Below are 14,500 nucleotides of genomic sequence, written 5' to 3'. Positions count from 1 at the left end.
TGAGACGGCAGGCGGCATGTCACTCGAGCGGGTGACTCAGGCGGGCTGGCCGAGGCCGAGGATCTCGCGGGCCTGCTGCCAGCTGGCCACCGGGCGCTCGTACTTCTCGCACAGCGCCACGGCGCGCTCGACCAGGGCCGCGTTGGAGGGGGCCAGGGTGTCGCGGTCGAGGCGCACGTTGTCCTCGAGGCCGGTGCGGGTATGGCCGCCGGCAGCGATGGACCACTCGTTGAGCTTGAGCTGGTTGGAACCGACGCCGGCGCCGCACCACTGGGCATCCGGCGCCAGGCGCTTGAGGGTCTCGATGTAGAAGTCGAAGGTCGGCTTGTCGGCCGGCATGGCGTTCTTCACGCCCATCACGAACTGCACGTAGAGCGGCGCCTTGAGCTTGCCCTGCTTCGACAGGTTCACCGCCTGGTGGATGTGCGACAGGTCGAAGGCCTCGATCTCGGGCTTGACGTCGTACTTGAGCATCTCCTCGGCCAGCCAGTCGACCAGCTGGGGGGAGTTCTCGTAGACGCGGTTGGGGAAGTTGTTGGAACCCACCGAGAGGCTCGCCATGTCGGGCCTGAGCGGCAGCATGCCGCCACGCTCTTCGCCGGCTCCGGAGCGGCCGCCGGTGGAGAGCTGGATGATCATGCCCGGGCAGTGCTTCTTCAGGCCTTCCACCAGGCGCGCGAACTTCTCCGGATCTGAGCTGGGGGTCTGGTCGTCATTGCGCACATGGCAGTGGGCGATGGTGGCACCGGCCTCGAAGGCCGCCTGGGTGCTCTCGACCTGCTCCTCCACGGTGATGGGAACGGCCGGGTTGTTCTCCTTGCGCGGCAGGCTGCCGGTAATGGCGACGCAGATGATGCAGGGGTTGGACATCGTGACCTCTCTCTGGGCACCTCGGCGGTGCCATGGCTCGTTATCATTGGGGGAGTGCCCCCTACGGCTGTGGTTCGGCATCAAACGCCGAACGCCGCCCCGAAGGGCGGCGCAGCTGACAGGAGCCCTGGAGGCCAGGGCGTCCGTCAGAAATCGAAGAAGACCGTCTCGCCTTCGCCCTGCAGGCGAATATCGAGGCGATAGCGCACCTTGCCGTCGACCTCCTCGCGGCGGGCGATCAGGGTCTGGCGGCGGGTCGGCGACTCGATGCGGGTCAGCACCGGGCAGGCCGCGTTGGCCTCGGCCTCGTCCTCGAAGTAGAGACGCGTCTGCAGGTGGATATTGACCCCGCGGGCGAAGATCGACAGGTTGATGTGCGGCGCCTGGGGCTGGCCGCTGGCGTGGGCCACCGGGCCCGGCTTGATGGTCTTGAGCGACCATTCGCTGCCGTGGTCGAAGGTGGTGGCGGTGCGACCGAAGCTGTTGAACGGCTTCTTCAGGTCGAACTCGCGCTGGTACTCGCCCTTGGCATCGGCCTGCCAGGCCTCGATAAAGGCGTCGCGCACTAGGTCGCCGTTGCCGTCGATGACGGTGCCGACGACCTCGATCTGCTCGCCCTCTGCCCCTTCACGGGCCATCTCGTTCCAGATCTCCTCGTCCCGGGTCGGGTTGCCGGCGGCGGCCAGGGCCAGGCCGATATGCACGTAGGGCCCGGCGGTCTGGGAGGCGGTCTCGCGCAGCATCAGTTCGCTGCTGGGTCGGGAATTCGGCTGGTTCATTGTCTGGTTACCCCATCCTGTCACTGGTTCTCGAACCGATTACTGGTTTTCGAAATAGGTCTGCAGCTCGCCGCGTACCACCAGGTCGAAGCGATAGGCCAGGCAGTCCATGGGATTGCTGCGGGCCATGTCCAGGCGACCGATCATGGTCTCGACGGCGTCGCGATCCTTGATGGTATTGACGATGGGGCACAGCGGAATCAGCGGATCGCCCTCGAAGTACATCTGGGTGATCAGGCGGGTGGAGATCGACGGGCCCATCACCGAGACGTGGATGTGGGACGGACGCCAGCTGTTCATGTCGTTGGGCCAGGGGTAGGGGCCCGGCTTGATGGTGCGGAAGCGGTACCAGCCCTGGTCATCGGTCAGGCAGCGGCCTACGCCACCGAAGTTGGGATCCAGGGGCGCCAGGTAGCGATCGTTCTTGTGGCGATAGCGGCCACCGGCGTTGGCCTGCCACATCTCCACCAGGGTGTGGGGCACCGGCTTGCCGAACTGATCGACCACGCGGCCAAACATGATGATGCGCTCGCCCTGGGGCAGCCCCTGGCCCTGGCTGAAGTTGAGCAGCAGGTCGTTGTCATGGGGCCCCATGCGCAGATGCCGGAAATCGGGGCCGGAGAGCTCCGATACGGTGGGCTTCTGCATGCTGACCAGGGCCTGCTGCGGGGAGCGGGCCACGGAGGTCTTGTAGCCGGGCGCATAGGCCGGCGGATGCCAGTTGCGGTCGCGCTCGACGAAGCGCTTGTTGTCTTGCGGCATGACGATCGTCTCCGGGGTGGATGTTATTGACCTGAGGCAGTGTCGCTGCCTGCTGGCCGCTTGCCTATTGACGTCTCGCCCCGCCCCCATAACCCAGGGGTTATGGCGAGGGCGCGCCGCGTCCCAGCCGGGACGCCACCTCGCGGAGACGCTCGCAGAAGGCCTCCAGGGCCAGGGACGGCTGCAGCGTGGCATTGGTGCAGAGCCCCACCGAGCCGCCCTGCTGCTCCAGCGACAGCGACAGCTCGCAGAGCTCTCCCGCCACCAGGCTCTCGGCCACGGCCTCCTCGGGCGCCACCCAGATCGCCTCGCTGCCCAGGGTGTAGCCCCGGCTCAGCGGCAGCGACAGCGTCTCCAGGCGCCGCGCCGGCAGGGCCAGGGAGTGGCGCACGCAGAAGCTGTCCACCTGCTGGCGCAGGGTGGTCCGGGGCGGCGGCAGCACCCAGGGGTAGGCACTCAGCGCCTCGGGGGGCAGCGAGCTCATGCCGGCCAGGGGGTGGCCGGCACGCACCACCAGCAGAAGCCGCTCGTAGTAGAGATGCTCGAAGGCCAGGTCCTGGATCTCGCGCGCCTCGGTCATGCGCCCCACCACCAGATCCAGCTCGCCCCGCCTCAGCCGCGAGAGCAGGAAGGCGCTGGGGCCTGTCACCACGCTGACGCCAACGTCGGCATGGGGGGTTCCCTCGGCGTGCCAGCCCCGCAGCGCGTCAGGGAGCAGTCGGCTCTCCACGGTGGAGAGCGCCCCCACCCGCAGCTGACGCACGCCACCGGTATCGCCGATGGCCTGGACCCCCTCCTCCAGAGCCCGCAGCGCCGGCCCGGCATGGCGCAGCAGCGTCAGGCCGGCCTGGTTCAGGGCTACCCCCTTGGGCGTGCGATCGAAGAGGCTGGTGCCCAGCGTCTCCTCGAGCTCGCGGATGGTCTTGGAGATCCCCGGCTGGGTGATCGCCAGGCGCTCCGCGGCACGCGCAAAGCTGCGCTGCCGCGCCACCTCGAGGAAGGCCTGCAGGTGACGCAGCTTGATCCGGGCATTGAGCATCTCCACCTCCTGCCGGCGCCCTCAGGGGGCACCGAAGCCGCCCCGCCGAACGCGGGGCCGACCGTCACTTAGCGGGCAGCCTCTCCCCAGCCCAGCTCCTTGGCCAGGGCGAAGGCGTGGTTGGCCGCCGGCACGCCGCCGTAGATGGCCACGTGCATCAGCACCTGGCGAAGCTCCGCCTCGCTCAGGCCGATGCGTTTCGCCGTCTTGAGGTGGAGCGTGAGCTCCTCGCGGCCCAGGGCGGCCAGGATGCCGGTGGTGATCATGCTGCGCTCGCGCCGGGTCAGATCCTCGTTGCTCCACAGCTCGCCCCAGGCCAGGCGGGTGATCATCTGCTGGAAGGGGGCGTCCAGGCTGGTGGCGTTCTCGGTGGAGCGCGCCACATGGGCCTCGCCCAGCACCTGCTTGCGGGTCGCAAGGCCCGTGGCGTAGTCGACGCCCTGGTTGCCGACATCGCCCAGGTCCACCGCCATCACCGCCAGCAGCTTCTCGGCGAAGAGGCCAGGCACCTCCACGGAGGGCACGTGGCCCACGCCCTCGAGGATCTCCAGGGGCGCGTCGTCGAGCTCCGCGGCCAGGGCCTCGAGAGTCGCCGGCGGGGTGGCCAGGTCCTCGCTGCCGCCCAGCAGCTGCACCTTGACGCCCTTCCCGCTGAGCTTGCCGGTAAAGGCGTGGCTGCCCAGCATCTCGCAGAGCCTGGCGTAGGCGTCATCGTCGCCGCGGCCCATCTGGGTGCACCAGCCCGCCTTCAGAGCCGGCTCGGCCTCGAAGCAGGCCGGGGCGAACCAGCGCGGCACGATCTCCTCGGCCATCGCCGCCAGGCCCTCCTCGCGGATGCGGCCGGCGCGGGTGCTCCACAGCTCGGCAGTGCCGATCACCGCCCCGGTGTTGGTCAGGGTGGCGGAGAGCAGGCGCTCGGCGTGCTCGGCAATCAGCTGCTGGCCCACCACGCCGCCGATGGAGGTGCCGGCGAAGTGGAAGCGCTCGGCGCCGGCGCGATCAGCCAGGGCCAGGGCCTCGGCGGCCAGGTCGGACGGGGCGATGGCCGCCTCGCCCCAGGCCTGGCTGGCGCCATGGCCGGGCAGGTCCCAGGTCAGCACCCGGTAACGCTGCAGCAGCGCCGGCAGGACGTCGTCCCACACCGCCTGGCTCATCCCCAGGGGGTGCGCCAGCACCACCAGGGGGTTGGCCTCGGCGCCGAGCAGACGATAGGCGACGCTGCGCCCCTTGATGTTCAGAAATGCCATGGAAACTCTCCTGTTAAACCCGCTCGATCAGGGTCGCAATGCCCTGGCCCACGCCCACGCACATGGTGCAGAGAGCGTAGCGCTTGCCGCTCTGCTGCAGCTCATGAGCCGCGCTCAGCAGCAGGCGGGCGCCGGACATGCCCAGCGGGTGGCCGAGCGCGATGGCGCCACCGTTGGGGTTGACCCGCGGGTCGTCGTCGGCGATCCCCAGCTCGCGCATACAGGCGAGCGCCTGGGCGGCGAAGGCCTCGTTGAGCTCGATCACCTCGATCTCGTCGAGGGTCACCCCGGTACGCGCGAGCAGCTTCTGCACCGCGGGCACCGGACCGATGCCCATGATGCGCGGCTCGACGCCGGCGGTGGCCATGCCGAGGATCTTCGCCATGGGGACGAGACCGTGCTGCTCCACCGCGGCGGCGCTTGCCACCAGCATGGCGGCGGCGCCGTCATTGACCCCGGAGGCGTTGCCAGCGGTGACGCTGCCGCCCTCGCGGAAGGGCGTCGGCAGGCCGGCAAGCTTCTCGAGGGTGGTCTCGCGGAGGTGCTCGTCCTGGTCGAAGCGCAGCGGCTCTTGCTTGCGCCGCGGGATCTCGATGGCGGTGATCTCACGCGCGAAGCGGCCGGCTTTTTGTGCGGCGGCGGCCTTCTGCTGGGAGCGCAGGGCGAAGGCGTCCTGGTCCTCCCGGGAGATCTTGAACTGCTCGGCCACGTTCTCGGCGGTCTCCGGCATCGAGTCGACGCCGTAGGCCTTCTTCATCAGCGGGTTGATGAAGCGCCAGCCGATGGTGGTGTCCTCGATCTGCTGGCCCCGGGAGAAGGCGCTGTCGGCCTTGCCCAGCACATAGGGCGCCCGGGACATGGACTCCACGCCGCCGGCCAGCGCCAGGTCCATCTCGCCGGCCTTGATGGCGCGGAAGGCGGTGCCCACCGCATCCATGCCGGAGCCGCACAGGCGGTTCAGGGTGGTGCCAGGCACCGAGGTCGGCAGGCCGGCCAGCAGCGCGGACATGCGCGCCACGCTGCGGTTGTCCTCGCCGGCCTGGTTGGCGCAGCCCATGAACACATCCTCGATGGCGGCCGGGTCGAGACCCGGCGCCTCGGCGAGCACCGCCTTGAAGATGGCGGCCGCCAGGTCGTCGGGGCGCACGCTGGACAGCGTGCCGCCGAAGCGGCCCACGGCGCTGCGCCGCGGATGGCAGAGGAATACGTCGGTCATTGCCTTATCTCCTGAAAGTCGCTGCGGTCGCGGCGTCACTCGCCGGCGTGGGCACGGGCGGTGCGGTCCTTGAGATCCCGCAGGATCTCGAGCTCCTGCCCGCTGGGCTCGGGGGTGGTCTCGAGCCGCTCGGCGAAGCGGATCTCCCAGCCGGTGGCCTCGATCACGTCCTCGCGGGTCACGCCCGGATGGAGCGACACCACGACGAGCTCCTTGGTCTCGGGGTCCGGCTTCATCACGCAGAGGTCGGTGATCACACGGGTCGGGCCCTTGCCGATATTGGGCACGCCGTCGCGACCCTTGCCGTCACGGCCGAAGCCCAGGGTGGTGACGAAGTCGACCCGGTCGACGAAGGCGCGCTTGGAGTGCTTCAGGGTGATGAAGACCTCTCCTGCATTGGTCGCGATCTCCGGCGCGCCGCCGCCGCCCGGCAGGCGCACCTTGGGCTCGCGGTAGTCGCCGATCAGGGTGGTGTTGAGGTTGCAGTAGCGGTCGATCTGGGCGGTGCCCAGAAAGCCCACGTCGATCTTTCCGCCCTGCAGCCAGTAACGGAACATCTCCGGCACCGCCACGGTGGTGAGCGCCGTCTCGGCCAGCTCGCCGTCACCGATGGAGAGCGGCAGCACGTCGGGCTTGGTCTGCAGGGTGCCGGATTCGTAGATCAGCACCACGTCGGGGGCGTGGGTCAGGCGCGCCAGGTTGGCCGCCTCGGAGGGCAGGCCGATGCCGACGAAGCAGGTGGTGCCGTTCTCCAGGGCGCGGGCCGCGGTGACGGTCATCATCTCCGAGGAAGTGTATTCGAGGCTCATCAGGCGTTCCCCCCTGCGTTCATGACGTTCTCTTCGATCCAGGCCGTGAAGGTGTCGCGATCCCGCGCGATGGCATCCCACTCCTTGTAGAAGGCGTTGTTGCGCGGGTAGTAGCCGTGGGCATAGGAGGGCAGCGAGCCCTTCTCGGCCACGGCGATGGCGCTGATGGCCCAGCCCGGGATGATACAGGCGTTGGGGTGGTAGCCCGGCTCGCTGCGCAGGTCCTCGACGATCTCCTCGACGGTGACGATGCTCTGCTTGGCCGCCAGCACCGCCTCCTTCTGCACGCCGACGATGCCTTCCACCAGCACGTTGCCGGCGCGGTCGGCCTTCTGGGCGTGGACGATGGAGACATCCGGGCGCACCGAAGGCACCGCGGCCAGGCGCTCGCCGGTGAAGGGGCACTCGATGAACTTGATCTGATCGTTGACGCTGGGCAGCTCGCTGCCCACATAGCCGCGCAGCACCGCCAGCGGCAGGCCCGCCGCGCCGGCCTCGAAGGCGCAGGCCATGGCGGCGTGGCTGTGCTCGAGGATCTCGACCCTGTGGGGCCAGCCCTTCTCCACGGCGTCGCGCAGGCGATGCAGGGAGCCCACGCCGGGGTTGCCGCCCCAGGAGAAGATCACCTTCTTCGCGCAGCCGGCGCCGATCAGCTGGTCATAGACCAGGTCGGGGGTCATGCGGATCAGGGTCAGGTCGCGCTTCTTCTGGCGAATCACCTCGTGACCCGCGGCGAAGGGAATCAGGTGGGTGAAGCCCTCCATGGCCACGGTGGCGCCATCTTCAACGTAGCGCGCAACCGCGTCATGCAGGCTAAGGAACTCGGCCATGGGATCTCCTCCTGGCGGTGACTCTCGCAAAGTTCGAATAGCGAACTTTGTTTTGTGATGCGAACAAATTACTCCCGCCGTCGGCCAGCGTCAACTTTCCGGCGCCCGGAAACGTCAAGGGGAAGGCCAGGCCTTCCCCTCATGCATGCCATAACGCTTTTTTGAACAATCGGTTATATGGACTTCAGCCAGTCGGCGGCGCGCGCCACCTGGGCCCGACTACTACCAATGTATAATGATGGATCGGTGGCGCGGGCCAGGGCAGCGTCCGTCAGCCTCCCCTGCACCTCGCCATGGGCCGCGAGGGCTTCCGCATAGGGCACCCCCTGAAGACGCGCCGTCTCGGCCGCCTCGGCGCTGATGCGCTTGGCGGCGTCCGGCCCCAGGGTCGGCGCCAGCAGCTTCGCCACCGGCTCGGCCATGATGCCGCCCCCGGTCACGGCCAGATTTCGCTTCATCGCCTCGGGGTGCACCTCCAGCCCCTCCAGCAGCACCGCGGCCTGCTCCAAGGCCCCCTCCAGCAGCAGGGCGCCGTCGATCAGCGGCGCCCACTCGGCGTGCCACTCCCCCAGCCCCCGCTCCAGGGGCTGGGCGGCGGCGTTGAGCAGTACCGTGGTGTGGCCGTGCACCTGGCGGGCCGCGCCGCGGATCAGCGCGCAGCGCACCGGGTTGCGCTTGTGGGGCATGGAGGAGGACTCGCCCATGCCGGGAGCCGAAGGCTCGGCCACTTCGCCCACCTCGGTCTGGGTCAGCAGCGCCACGTCCAGGGCCAGCTTCTCGGCGGCGCCCGCCGCCGCGTCCAGGGCCGTGCCCAGGGCGTGAATCGGCTGGCGGTCGGTATGCCAGGGCAGCACAGGGGCATCGAGCCCCAGCCGCTCGGCCAGGGCATCCATGAAGTCGAGGCCCAGGTTGTCCCAACCCGGCCCTTCCAAACCAGAGTGCACGCCCACGGCACCGCCGAACTGCACCGGCAGCTCGACCCCGGCCAGGCGACGGCGCGCCTGCTCAAGGCCGATGGCCCAGTGGGCCACCTTGACCCCGAAGGTGATCGGCAGCGCCTGCTGCATCAGGGTGCGCCCCACCATGACCGTCTCGCCATGGGCCTCCATCAGGGGCAGCGCGGCAGCGCGACAGCGCTGCAGCAGGGCATCCAGGGCCGCCAGGCGCGGCTTGAGCAGCAGCATCAGGGCGGAGTCCACCACGTCCTGGCTGGTGGCCCCCTGATGGAAGTAGCGCTTGAGCTCGGCGGGCAGGGCCGCCCTGCCCTGCTTGACGAAGGGAATCGCCGCGTTGCCGCCGCTGGCGATTCCCGCGGCGATGGCCTCCAGGTCGAACTCGTGGGCCTCGAGCAGGCGACGCATCTGCCCGCTGGCGCCCTCCGGCAGCGCACCACGGGCCTCCTGGACCTCGGCCAGGGCCAGCTCGAAGGCCAGCATGGCGGCGACCATGGCCTGACCGTTGCACTCGGCCAGGGCCGATGCGCTCATGAAGGGGTGCTGCAGCAGGAGGGCAGGCATGATGATCTCTCCAGGGGCTGAAACCAGGGGCTGAAAGGGCCTGACGGACCGACTAAAGCCCAAGCCCGTACAAGTGTTCGCAATTCGAACACTATGCTAGATTGATGCGTGGATTCGAGCAACACGACCAAGGACATGTAAGGATGGCAAGCGCAGAGCAGGATGAGGTACTGAGCCCCGAGGATCGCGACTTCGTGACCGCCCTGGCGAGCGGCCTGGAGGTGATACTGGCCTTCGACGAGGAGCACCCGCGCATGACCCTCAGCGAGGTGGCGGCGCGCACCGGCATGAACCGCGCCCGGGCCAGACGCTTCCTGCTGACCCTGCACGCCCTGGGCTATGTGCGCAAGGAGCAGCGCGTCTTCGAGCTGGCGCCCAAGGTGCTGAAGCTCGGCTACTCCTTCCTGTCGGCCAACAACTACCGCAGCGTGATCCAGCAGGTGCTGGAGGATATCACCGCCGCCTGCGGCGAGTCCTCGTCGCTGGGCGTGCTGGACGGCGAGGAGGTCACCTACGTGGCCCGCTCCTCCTCGCGCCACCGCCTGATGGCGATCACCCTCTCGGTGGGTACGCGCCTGCCGGCCGCCTACACCTCCATGGGCCGCGTGCTGCTGGCCCAGCTGCCCGACAGGGAGCTCGACGCCTGGCTCGAGCGTGCCGTGCTGGAGCGGTATACCGAGAAGTCCATCACCGACAAGGCCGAGCTTCGCAGGTGCATCATGGAGGTGCGCCAGCAGGGCTACGCCATCGCCGACCAGGAGCTCGACTCCGGGCTGCGCTCCATCGCCGTGCCGGCCTTCGACGCCAACGGCAAACTGCTGGGCGCCCTCAACATCAGCACCAACGCCGCCCGCATCGACCATGACACCCTGCTCGAGGAGTATCTCCCGCTGCTGCAGGCCAAGGCGCGACTGATCCGCTCCCTCGTCAGCTGAGCGCCCACCGCACCAAGGAAGGAAGGCCCCCATGCTCGAGATACTGGCCATCACCCTGCCGATCTTCCTGCTGATCGGCACCGGCTTCGTCGCCGCCCGCAGCGGCCTGATCAGCCGCGACAACATGCAGGGCGTCGCCACCTTCGTGATGTACCTGGCGCTGCCCTCGCTGATCATCCGCGCCCTGAGCGACTACCCCCTGGCCGAGGTGCTCAACGTCGGCTACCTGGTGGCCTACGGCCTGGGGTCGGCGCTCGTCTTTGTCATCGGCATCGCCCTCTCTCGCGCCCGGGGCCAGCGCCTGGACGCCGGCGCCATCGAGGCGCTGGGCATGTCGGCCGCCAACAGCGGCTTCATCGGCTATCCGGTAGCCCTGATGGCCATCGGCCCCCCGGCGGCGATCTTCATGGCCCTGAACATGGTGATCGAGACGCTGCTGATCATTCCCGCCGCCCTGATCCTCGCCGAGGCCAGCCGCCAGAACGGCGGTAACCTGGGCCAGGTGGCGCGCCAGACCTTCGCCAGGCTCTCCCGCAACCCGGTGCTGATCGGGCTGCTGATCGGTCTCTCCCTGGCGCTGAGCGGCCTGCGTCTGCCGGGCCCGCTTCAGCAGGTCATCGAGATGCTGGCGGATGCGGCGGGGCCCGCGGCGCTGTTCACCATCGGCGCCATGCTGCACGGCCTTCGGGTTCGGGGCATGGCGGCCAGCATGGGCCAGGTGGTGCTCGGCAAGCTGATCCTGCACCCCCTGGCCGTGCTGCTCTTCCTGCTCCTGCTGTCCGACCCAAGCCCGCTCATGATCGCCGGCGGCCTGCTGTTTGCCAGCGCCCCCATGATCAGCCTCTACCCCCTCTTCGGGCAGACCTACGGCCAGGGCGAGACCAGCGCGGCGGCCCTTATGGTGGGCACACTCTCCGCCTTCGTGACCTTGAGCCTGATGCTCTGGGCGCTGACCCTCTTCGGCCTGCTGCCGACCTGACCCCGCCAGCCGGCCCTCAGCGCTCCGCGGCCATCACCGCGTCCAGGGCGGCGCGGTAGCCCTGGCTGCCGAGGCCGGCGATCACGCCGTCGGCACGCAGCGAGACATAGGAGCGGTGGCGGAAGCTCTCGCGCTGATGAACGTTGGAAAGGTGCACCTCGATCACGCGCCCCTCGAAGGCGTTGAGGGCGTCGAGGATCGCCACCGAAGTGTGGGTATAGGCGGCGGGGTTGATGATGATGGCGGCGGTGCCGTCGAGCCGTGCCCCCTGGATCCAGTCGATCAGCTCTCCCTCATGATTGCTCTGCCGGCAGGCAATCTCCCAGCCCGCCAGGGCGGCCTGTTCGAAGAGGCCGTTGTTGATGTCCTCCAAGGTCTCGTGGCCGTAGATCTCCGGCTGGCGGGTGCCCAGCAGGTTGAGGTTGGGGCCGTGCAGTACCAGTACCTTCTTCATCGGGATCCTTGCTCCATCAGTCCTTGTCGATGCCGCTCTCGTCGGGCTCGCCCTCTGCGGGCTCCAGCAGTCGCTGCCACGCCTCGATCACCACCCGGCGGTGGTCCTGGAAGGCGTCGCTGCGCCCCCGGGCGAGCTCCCGGGTCAGGGAGGCGCGGTGGGCGGCGCTGCGCAGGGCCAGGTAGGCGTCGCGCAGGCGCTGGCACTCTCGGGCCGGGAGCCGCTCGGTGGCCTCCAGGGTCTCGAGGAGGCGCATGTTGTCGCTCCAGCGCAGCAGCTCGGGGGTCTCGTGCCCCATGGCCAGCACCGCATACTGGCAGAGGAACTCGATATCCACCATGCCGCCGGGGTCATGCTTGAGGTCGAACTCTCCCTCTCCGCTCTTGCCGCCCAGGTGGTCGCGCATCTTGTGGCGCATCTTGACCACCTCCTCGCGCAGCGCCTCGGCGTCGCATTCACGACCGAGGATCTCGGCACGCACCGCATCGAAGGCCTCACCCAGACGCTCATGGCCGGCCACCACCCGAGCCCGCACCAGGGCCTGATGCTCCCAGGTCCAGGCGTCGCGACGCTGGTAGTCGCCGAAGGCGGCAAGCGACGTGACCAGCAGCCCCGAGTTGCCGGAGGGGCGCAGGCGCATGTCCACCTCGTAGAGGGTCCCCGCCGGCGTCACCGCGGTAAGCAGGTGGATGATGCGCTGCCCCAATCGGGTATAGAAGACGGCGTTGTCCAGGGGGCGAGGGCCGTCGGTGCTGCCCTGGGTGGCGCCGTCGTGGATGAACACCAGGTCCAGGTCCGAGCCGTAGCCCAGCTCGATGCCGCCCAGCTTGCCGTAGCCGACGATCAGGAAGGCGGGCTCGGCACCTGCGCGGCTGCCGTCGGCCAGCTCCGGGACGCCGTGCTTGCGGGTCAGGTGCTTCCAGGCCATGGCCAGCACCGCCTCGAGGATCACCTCGGCGATATAGGTCAGGTAGTCGCTCACCTTCATCAGGTGCCGGGTGCCGGCGATATCCGAGGCCGCCACGTGCAGGATCTGGGCATGCTTGAAGACCCGCAGCGCCTCGAGCTGGGCCTCCTCGTCCTCCTCCGGAATCCGCGCCAGGGCCTGGCGCAGCTCGTCGGCCAGGCGCGCCTTGTCGGCGGGGGTATAGAGGGTCTCGGGAGTCAGCAGCTCGTCGAGCAGGATGGGGTAGCGAGCCAGCTGCTCGGCGATCCAGGGGCTCGCCGCGCAGAGGGTCATCAGGTGGCTCAGCGCCTCGGGGTTCTCGCGCAGCAGCGCCAGGTAGGCGGTGCGCCGCAGCACCGCCTCGATCAGCGGCAGCACCCGTTCCAGGGCCGTGTCCGGCGCCTCGCTCTCGGCCACGGCATCGAGCAGCAGCGGCATCAGCGCCTCGAGGCGCTCGAAGCCGATGCGCTGCATGCCCTGCACCGCACGGGAGTGATAGAGGGAGGCGATCCGCCGTGCCGCGGTGGCGCTCTCCTCGAAGCCGGCTTCGTCCAGCAGCTGCGCGCCCTCCTCCTCGTCGAGCTCACCGCGCCACAGGGCCCGCCACTGCTCCAGAGAGATCCCCCCAGCGGTGCTCTCCTCGCTCTCCTGGACCTCCTCCTCGGGGTCGGCGATCACCGCATCGAAATGCTGGCGAACCCGGGCCCGCACCTCGTCGAGGCGCGCCATCAGGGCCGGCCAGTCCTCCATGTCCAGGGCCAGGGCGACCCGCTCACGATCCAGGTCCTCCACGGGCAGGCTCTGGGTCTGGCGATCCTCCAGCGCCTGCAGGGCGTGTTCGAGGTCGCGCAGGAAGACGTAGTCGGGGGTGAGCTCCTCCACCACCTCGGCGGGCAGCAGCCCCAGCGCCGGCAGCCGCTCCAGGGCGCTCTTCAGGGAGGTGACCTGAAGCTCGGTATCCCGCCCGCCCCGGATCAGCTGGAAGGCCTGGACCACGAACTCCACCTCGCGGATACCGCCGGGGCCGAGCTTGATGTTGCCCTCCATGCCCTTGCGGCGCACCTCGCGATTGATCATCCCCTTGAGCTCGCGCAGCGACTCGATGGCGCCGAAATCCAGGTAGCGGCGGTAGACGAAGGGGCGCAGCCCGGCCAGCAGCTCGTCCCCGGCGTCCAGGTCGCCGGCCACCGGGCGCGCCTTGAGCATGGCGTAGCGCTCCCACTCACGCCCCTGGTCCTGGTAGTAGCTGGAGAGGGAGTTGAAGCTGCCCACCAGGGGTCCGCCGTCGCCCAGGGGACGCAGGCGCATGTCGACCCGGAAGGCGAAGCCGTCGGCGGTCACCGCATCCAGGGCGCCGATCAGTCGCTGCCCCAGCTTGGTAAAGTACTCCTGGTGTTCCAGGGCCTTGCGCCCGCCCTCGGTCTCGCCCCCCTCGGGGAAGGCGAAGATCAGGTCGATATCGGAGGAGAGGTTGAGCTCCCCGGCCCCGAGCTTGCCCATGCCCAGCACCACCAGGCGCTGCTCGCTGCCGTCACGGCGCGGCGCCGGCCGCCCCCAGCGGGGCTCGAGGAAGCGCTCGAGCCAGGTGAGCGCTCCTTCCAGGCACACCTCGGCCAGGCGCGATACCGCCGCCGCCGTGGCCCACATGTCGACGCCGGCAGGGCGCGTCAGGTCGCGCCAGACGATGCCGGCCATCCGCGCACGGCGAAAGCGGCGGATGGCGGCCTGCATGGCCGCCTCGTCCTCGGCCGCCTCCAGGCGCTCCTCGAGCCAGCTGCCCAGCGCCTCGGCCGAGGGAGCCTCATCCAGCTCGCCGCTGGCATCCAGATGCAGCAGCCACTCGGGGTAGCGCACCAGGGTCTCGGCCACGAACTCGGAGATCGCCAGCACCCGGGCCAGCTGCTCACGGCGCCCTGGCGAGAGTCCCAGCCAATCCTCGAGGGGGGATTCCCGGCCCGTCATGCCGGCCAGATTATCGGCCCGGGCCAGCGCCTCGGCCAGGCGCTCATGGGTGCGCCCCAGGGGGGCCTTGAGCGGCTCAGGAATATCGATCAGCGGCAGGAAGTCATCGGGCAGGGGCATGGGTATCTCGCATCCGGGTGGCGAATGCCCCCAGC

Annotated in this window: 13 protein-coding genes; 2 read left to right on the top strand and 11 right to left on the bottom strand. The window is 69.3% G+C overall.

Translation table 11 applies throughout. The annotated features are described in order from the left end of the window. Positions 1-36: 36 nt before the first annotated feature. The 9 genes from NHL60_RS02390 to NHL60_RS02350 all read right to left on the bottom strand — a co-directional run bounded on the left by NHL60_RS02390 (position 37) and on the right by NHL60_RS02350 (position 9,069). On the bottom strand, positions 37-870 hold the full coding sequence (locus NHL60_RS02390) for a 3-keto-5-aminohexanoate cleavage protein (RefSeq protein ID WP_253448499.1): 834 nt from the start codon (positions 868-870) through the stop codon (positions 37-39). Positions 871-1,016: 146 nt separating this feature from the next. Beyond that, positions 1,017-1,649 (bottom strand): protocatechuate 3,4-dioxygenase subunit alpha, encoded by a 633-nt coding sequence (pcaG, locus tag NHL60_RS02385; protein WP_253448496.1) that lies wholly within the window; start codon positions 1,647-1,649, stop codon positions 1,017-1,019. Positions 1,650-1,688: 39 nt separating this feature from the next. Then, positions 1,689-2,411, bottom strand: a complete 723-nt coding sequence (gene pcaH / locus NHL60_RS02380; protein ID WP_253448494.1) for a protocatechuate 3,4-dioxygenase subunit beta — start codon at positions 2,409-2,411, stop codon at positions 1,689-1,691. Positions 2,412-2,511: 100 nt separating this feature from the next. Then, on the bottom strand, positions 2,512-3,450 hold the full coding sequence (gene pcaQ / locus NHL60_RS02375) for a pca operon transcription factor PcaQ (RefSeq protein ID WP_253448491.1): 939 nt from the start codon (positions 3,448-3,450) through the stop codon (positions 2,512-2,514). A 68-nt stretch (positions 3,451-3,518) separates the two neighbouring features. Then, positions 3,519-4,697, bottom strand: a complete 1,179-nt coding sequence (locus NHL60_RS02370; RefSeq protein ID WP_253448488.1) for an alpha/beta fold hydrolase — start codon at positions 4,695-4,697, stop codon at positions 3,519-3,521. Between the two features lie 13 nt (positions 4,698-4,710). Further along, complete coding sequence (gene pcaF, locus NHL60_RS02365) at positions 4,711-5,913, bottom strand: 3-oxoadipyl-CoA thiolase (protein WP_253448485.1); 1,203 nt, start codon at positions 5,911-5,913, stop codon at positions 4,711-4,713. Between the two features lie 35 nt (positions 5,914-5,948). After that, positions 5,949-6,722 carry a CoA-transferase subunit beta gene (locus NHL60_RS02360; protein WP_253448483.1) on the bottom strand — a complete coding sequence of 258 codons (774 nt, stop codon included), beginning with the start codon at positions 6,720-6,722 and terminating at the stop codon, positions 5,949-5,951. Continuing rightward, complete coding sequence (locus tag NHL60_RS02355; RefSeq protein WP_253448480.1) at positions 6,722-7,552, bottom strand: CoA transferase subunit A; 831 nt, start codon at positions 7,550-7,552, stop codon at positions 6,722-6,724. The genes NHL60_RS02360 and NHL60_RS02355 overlap by 1 nt, the downstream gene beginning before the upstream one ends. A gap of 173 nt (positions 7,553-7,725) precedes the next feature. Next, positions 7,726-9,069 carry an adenylosuccinate lyase family protein gene (locus NHL60_RS02350; RefSeq protein ID WP_253448477.1) on the bottom strand — a complete coding sequence of 448 codons (1,344 nt, stop codon included), beginning with the start codon at positions 9,067-9,069 and terminating at the stop codon, positions 7,726-7,728. A gap of 143 nt (positions 9,070-9,212) precedes the next feature. On the opposite strand from NHL60_RS02350, the gene NHL60_RS02345 reads away from it, so the two are divergent. After that, positions 9,213-10,004, top strand: a complete 792-nt coding sequence (locus NHL60_RS02345) for an IclR family transcriptional regulator C-terminal domain-containing protein (RefSeq protein WP_253448474.1) — start codon at positions 9,213-9,215, stop codon at positions 10,002-10,004. 31 nt (positions 10,005-10,035) lie between these two features. After that, a complete protein-coding gene (locus tag NHL60_RS02340) occupies positions 10,036-10,983 on the top strand; it encodes an AEC family transporter (protein ID WP_253448471.1) in 948 nt (315 codons plus the stop codon). Between the two features lie 16 nt (positions 10,984-10,999). Here the strand turns inward: NHL60_RS02340 and aroQ are convergent, their stop codons facing one another. Together aroQ and glnE are read right to left on the bottom strand one after the other, a co-directional pair. Beyond that, positions 11,000-11,437 (bottom strand): type II 3-dehydroquinate dehydratase, encoded by a 438-nt coding sequence (aroQ, locus tag NHL60_RS02335; RefSeq protein WP_253448468.1) that lies wholly within the window; start codon positions 11,435-11,437, stop codon positions 11,000-11,002. Positions 11,438-11,453: 16 nt separating this feature from the next. Next, positions 11,454-14,465, bottom strand: a complete 3,012-nt coding sequence (gene glnE / locus NHL60_RS02330; RefSeq protein WP_253448466.1) for a bifunctional [glutamate--ammonia ligase]-adenylyl-L-tyrosine phosphorylase/[glutamate--ammonia-ligase] adenylyltransferase — start codon at positions 14,463-14,465, stop codon at positions 11,454-11,456. Between the last annotated feature and the right edge of the window lie 35 nt (positions 14,466-14,500).

This window comes from Halomonas sp. Y3, assembly GCF_024137965.1.
Lineage (GTDB): Bacteria > Pseudomonadota > Gammaproteobacteria > Pseudomonadales > Halomonadaceae > Halomonas > Halomonas mongoliensis.
The sequence above is the reverse complement of the archived record's forward strand: the minus strand, read 5'-3'. Positions and strand labels throughout refer to the sequence as shown.

Bases quoted from the DNA above. Each gene is read 5' to 3' on its own strand.
- NHL60_RS02390 (WP_253448499.1), bottom strand. From the start codon at position 870: ATGTCCAACCCCTGCATCATCTGCGTCGCCATTACCGGCAGCCTGCCG.
- pcaG (WP_253448496.1), bottom strand. From the start codon at position 1,649: ATGAACCAGCCGAATTCCCGACCCAGCAGCGAACTGATGCTGCGCGAG.
- pcaH (WP_253448494.1), bottom strand. From the start codon at position 2,411: ATGCCGCAAGACAACAAGCGCTTCGTCGAGCGCGACCGCAACTGGCAT.
- pcaQ (WP_253448491.1), bottom strand. From the start codon at position 3,450: ATGCTCAATGCCCGGATCAAGCTGCGTCACCTGCAGGCCTTCCTCGAG.
- NHL60_RS02370 (WP_253448488.1), bottom strand. From the start codon at position 4,697: ATGGCATTTCTGAACATCAAGGGGCGCAGCGTCGCCTATCGTCTGCTC.
- pcaF (WP_253448485.1), bottom strand. From the start codon at position 5,913: ATGACCGACGTATTCCTCTGCCATCCGCGGCGCAGCGCCGTGGGCCGC.
- NHL60_RS02360 (WP_253448483.1), bottom strand. From the start codon at position 6,722: ATGAGCCTCGAATACACTTCCTCGGAGATGATGACCGTCACCGCGGCC.
- NHL60_RS02355 (WP_253448480.1), bottom strand. From the start codon at position 7,552: ATGGCCGAGTTCCTTAGCCTGCATGACGCGGTTGCGCGCTACGTTGAA.
- NHL60_RS02350 (WP_253448477.1), bottom strand. From the start codon at position 9,069: ATGCCTGCCCTCCTGCTGCAGCACCCCTTCATGAGCGCATCGGCCCTG.
- NHL60_RS02345 (WP_253448474.1), top strand. From the start codon at position 9,213: ATGGCAAGCGCAGAGCAGGATGAGGTACTGAGCCCCGAGGATCGCGAC.
- NHL60_RS02340 (WP_253448471.1), top strand. From the start codon at position 10,036: ATGCTCGAGATACTGGCCATCACCCTGCCGATCTTCCTGCTGATCGGC.
- aroQ (WP_253448468.1), bottom strand. From the start codon at position 11,437: ATGAAGAAGGTACTGGTACTGCACGGCCCCAACCTCAACCTGCTGGGC.
- glnE (WP_253448466.1), bottom strand. From the start codon at position 14,465: ATGCCCCTGCCCGATGACTTCCTGCCGCTGATCGATATTCCTGAGCCG.